Source organism: Microbacterium faecale (assembly GCF_014640975.1).
In the GTDB taxonomy this organism is placed as follows: domain Bacteria; phylum Actinomycetota; class Actinomycetes; order Actinomycetales; family Microbacteriaceae; genus Microbacterium; species Microbacterium faecale.
Map to the genome: position 1 here is coordinate 1 of NZ_BMHO01000004.1, position 5,006 is coordinate 5,006.

Below are 5,006 nucleotides of genomic sequence, written 5' to 3' on the forward strand. Positions count from 1 at the left end.
ACATTACTGTGCTTCCACATCTGGCCTATCAACCCAGTAGTCTGCTGGGAGCCTCACACCCCTCAAGGGGGCAGGGAAGTCTCATCTTGAGGCCGGCTTCCCGCTTAGATGCTTTCAGCGGTTATCCATCCCGAACGTAGCCAACCAGCCATGCACCTGGCGGTACAACTGGCACACCAGCGGTTCGTCCAACCCGGTCCTCTCGTACTAGGGTCAGATCCTCTCAAACTTCCAACGCGCGCAGCGGATAGGGACCGAACTGTCTCACGACGTTCTAAACCCAGCTCGCGTACCGCTTTAATGGGCGAACAGCCCAACCCTTGGGACCAACTCCAGCCCCAGGATGCGACGAGCCGACATCGAGGTGCCAAACCATGCCGTCGATATGGACTCTTGGGCAAGATCAGCCTGTTATCCCCGAGGTACCTTTTATCCGTTGAGCGACAGCGCTTCCACAAGCCACTGCCGGATCACTAGTCCCGACTTTCGTCCCTGCTCGACTTGTCAGTCTCACAGTCAAGCTCCCTTGTGCACTTACACTCGCCACCTGATTACCAACCAGGTTGAGGGAACCTTTGGGCGCCTCCGTTACTCTTTAGGAGGCAACCGCCCCAGTTAAACTACCCACCAGGCACTGTCCCTGAACCGGATTACGGTCCGAAGTTAGATGTTCCAAATGACCAGAGTGGTATTTCAACAATGACTCCACCGACACTAGCGTGCCGGCTTCACAGTCTCCCACCTATCCTACACAAGCCACACAGAACACCAATACCAAGCTGTAGTAAAGGTCACGGGGTCTTTCCGTCCTGCTGCGCGAAACGAGCATCTTTACTCGTACTGCAATTTCGCCGAGTTCGTGGTTGAGACAGTTGGGGAATCGTTACGCCATTCGTGCAGGTCGGAACTTACCCGACAAGGAATTTCGCTACCTTAGGATGGTTATAGTTACCACCGCCGTTTACTGGGGCTTAAATTCTGAGCTTCACACCGAAGTGTTAACTCGTCCTCTTAACCTTCCAGCACCGGGCAGGCGTCAGTCCGTATACATCGTTTTGCAACTTCGCACGGACCTATGTTTTTAGTAAACAGTCGTTCCCCACTGGTCTCTGCGGCCCACACGCCCTTTCACACGCAAGGTGCTATAAGCGGCGGGCGCCCCTTCTCCCGAAGTTACGGGGCCATTTTGCCGAGTTCCTTAACCACGATTATCTCGATCTCCTTGGTATTCTCTACCTGACCACCTGAGTTGGTTTGGGGTACGGGCGGCTAGAACCTCACGTCGATGCTTTTCTCGGCAGCATAGGATCACCCACTTGAAACGCATCACGTCTCAGCCTTCACGACTCCCGGATTTGCCTAGGAGTCGGCCTACACGCTTGCACTGGACACCATCTGCCAGCTGGGCTACCTTCCTGCGTCACACCTGTTAATACGCTAACCGCACCAGCATGGGGTCGCGCGCTAGACATCACGATGCCACCCGAAGGTGACGGTGTAATGGTTCGGGCGCTTAGCACCACTGGATTAGTTTGAACGGTTCTTCGCCGGTACGGGAATATCAACCCGTTGTCCATCGACTACGCCTGTCGGCCTCGCCTTAGGTCCCGACTGACCCAGGGAAGATTAGCTTGACCCTGGAACCCTTGGTCTTTCGGAGGACACGTTTCTCACGCGTCATTCGCTACTCATGCCTGCATTCTCACTCGTGTGGCATCCACGACTGGATCACTCCGCCGCTTCACCCGCCACACGACGCTCTCCTACCCATCAACACGACTGCCCAATGCAGGAAAACCCACACCAGGAATCGCATGTGTCAATGCCACAACTTCGGTGGCGTGCTTGAGCCCCGTTACATTGTCGGCGCGGAATCACTTGACCAGTGAGCTATTACGCACTCTTTCAAGGGTGGCTGCTTCTAAGCCAACCTCCTGGTTGTCTAAGCAACTCCACATCCTTTCCCACTTAGCACGCGCTTAGGGACCTTAGATGGTGGTCTGGGTTGTTTCCCTCTCGACGATGAAGCTTATCCCCCACCGTCTCACTGCTGCGCTCTCACTTACCGGCATTCGGAGTTTGGCTGACGTCAGTAACCTGTTGGGGCCCATCGGCCATCCAGTAGCTCTACCTCCGGCAAGAAACACGCAACGCTGCACCTAAATGCATTTCGGAGAGAACCAGCTATCACGAAGTTTGATTGGCCTTTCACCCCTATCCACAGCTCATCCCCTCAGTTTTCAACCTAAGTGGGTTCGGCCCTCCACGACGTCTTACCGACGCTTCAGCCTGGCCATGGATAGATCACTTCGCTTCGGGTCTAGGACACGCGACTCAGTCGCCCTATTCAGACTCGCTTTCGCTACGGCTACCCCACCCGGGTTAACCTCGCCACGTATCACTAACTCGCAGGCTCATTCTTCAAAAGGCACGCCGTCACCCCAACAATGGAGGCTCCGACGGTTTGTAAGCAGACGGTTTCAGGTACTATTTCACTCCCCTCCCGGGGTACTTTTCACCTTTCCCTCACGGTACTTGTCCGCTATCGGTCATCTGGGAGTATTTAGGCTTATCAGGTGGTCCTGACAGATTCACACGGGATTTCACGGGCCCCGTGCTACTTGGGATACCCACCACCGCAGAACACGCATGTCGACTACGAGACTGGCACTCTCTCTGGTCCCGCTTTCAAACGGGTTCGTCTATACGCTTCTATACGATCGGAGACTCGGCAGAATCTCCCAGTAGGTCCCACAACCCCGCACGTGCAACGCCTGCCGGCTCTCACACACGCACGGTTTAGCCTCATCCGCGTTCGCTCGCCACTACTAACGGAATCACTTTTGTTTTCTCTTCCTGTGGGTACTGAGATGTTTCACTTCCCCACGTTCCCTCTACCCGCCCTATACATTCAGGCGGGAGTCACTGGGATGCGCAAGCACACCCAGCGGGGTTTCCCCATTCGGAAATCCTCGGATCACAGCCCGCTTATCGGCTCCCCAAGGCTTATCGCAGATTGCTACGTCCTTCTTCGGCTCCAGATGCCAAGGCATCCACCGTCTGCTCTTAAAGACTTGAAATCACATGAGCCACAGAAACAAAAAATTGATCTGTGTTCGCTTTCTTTAAGATGCTCGCGTCCACTGTGTAGTTCTCAAAGTACAACCACGCCCACAAAACCAACGCGAAAAACGCGCCAGTCCACATGGGGTGACGAAGCCACCAACCCAACGGCTGATCCTTCAGGACCCAACAACGTGCACGCACCCAAACCCACCAGCCGAAACTTTCCCACTACGCGAACGCAGCGTACTCATCCCCACCAGCACATCCAGGTGCCTCGTCAAATGTTCCACCCATGAGCCCCGCCACGACACATTCGGCCATGAAACGGGTACTGGCACCAGACCTCGAAAGACCTGATGCAGTTGCTCCTTAGAAAGGAGGTGATCCAGCCGCACCTTCCGGTACGGCTACCTTGTTACGACTTAGTCCTAATTACCGATCCCACCTTCGACAGCTCCCTCCCAAAAGGGTTAGGCCACCGGCTTCAGGTGTTACCGACTTTCATGACTTGACGGGCGGTGTGTACAAGACCCGGGAACGTATTCACCGCAGCGTTGCTGATCTGCGATTACTAGCGACTCCGACTTCACGTAGTCGAGTTGCAGACTACGATCCGAACTGGGACCGGCTTTTTGGGATTCGCTCCACCTCACGGTATCGCTGCCCATTGTACCGGCCATTGTAGCATGCGTGAAGCCCAAGACATAAGGGGCATGATGATTTGACGTCATCCCCACCTTCCTCCGAGTTGACCCCGGCAGTATTCCCTGAGTTCCCACCATAACGTGCTGGCAACAGAGAACGAGGGTTGCGCTCGTTGCGGGACTTAACCCAACATCTCACGACACGAGCTGACGACAACCATGCACCACCTGTATACCGACCACAAGGGAACGACTGTTTCCAGCCGCGTCCGGTATATGTCAAGCCTTGGTAAGGTTCTTCGCGTTGCATCGAATTAATCCGCATGCTCCGCCGCTTGTGCGGGTCCCCGTCAATTCCTTTGAGTTTTAGCCTTGCGGCCGTACTCCCCAGGCGGGGAACTTAATGCGTTAGCTGCGTCACGGAGACCGTGGAAAGGCCCCCACAACTAGTTCCCAACGTTTACGGAGTGGACTACCAGGGTATCTAAGCCTGTTCGCTCCCCACTCTTTCGCTCCTCAGCGTCAGTAACGGCCCAGAGATCTGCCTTCGCCATCGGTGTTCCTCCTGATATCTGCGCATTCCACCGCTACACCAGGAATTCCAATCTCCCCTACCGCACTCTAGCCTGCCCGTACCCACTGCACGCTGGAAGTTGAGCCTCCAGTTTTCACAGCAGACGTGACAAACCGCCTACGAGCTCTTTACGCCCAATAATTCCGGATAACGCTTGCACCCTACGTATTACCGCGGCTGCTGGCACGTAGTTAGCCGGTGCTTTTTCTGCAGGTACCGTCACCCGAAGGCTTCTTCCCTACTAAAAGAGGTTTACAACCCGAAGGCCGTCATCCCCCACGCGGCGTTGCTGCATCAGGCTTGCGCCCATTGTGCAATATTCCCCACTGCTGCCTCCCGTAGGAGTCTGGGCCGTGTCTCAGTCCCAGTGTGGCCGGTCACCCTCTCAGGCCGGCTACCCGTCGACGCCTTGGTGAGCCATTACCTCACCAACAAGCTGATAGGCCGCGAGCCCCTCCCGGACCGATAAATCTTTCCCACAAGTAACCATGCGGTTCTCGTGCATATCCGGTATTAGCAACTGTTTCCAGCTGTTATCCCGAAGTCCGGGGCAGGTTGCTCACGTGTTACTCACCCGTTCGCCACTAATCCACACCAGCAAGCTGGTGCTTCATCGTTCGACTTGCATGTGTTAAGCACGCCGCCAGCGTTCATCCTGAGCCAGGATCAAACTCTCCAAAAAAGAAAAAAGCAAGCCACCCCAAAGAGCAGCCAGCGAGTTT

General features: G+C 55.3%; 2 rRNA genes. Both read right to left on the minus strand.

The features are described 5' to 3' along the window. Window positions 1-3,080 (minus strand): 23S ribosomal RNA (locus tag IEW87_RS14925); the annotation flags it as partial. Between the two features lie 359 nt (window positions 3,081-3,439). Beyond that, window positions 3,440-4,966 (minus strand): 16S ribosomal RNA (locus IEW87_RS14930). Between the last annotated feature and the right edge of the window lie 40 nt (window positions 4,967-5,006).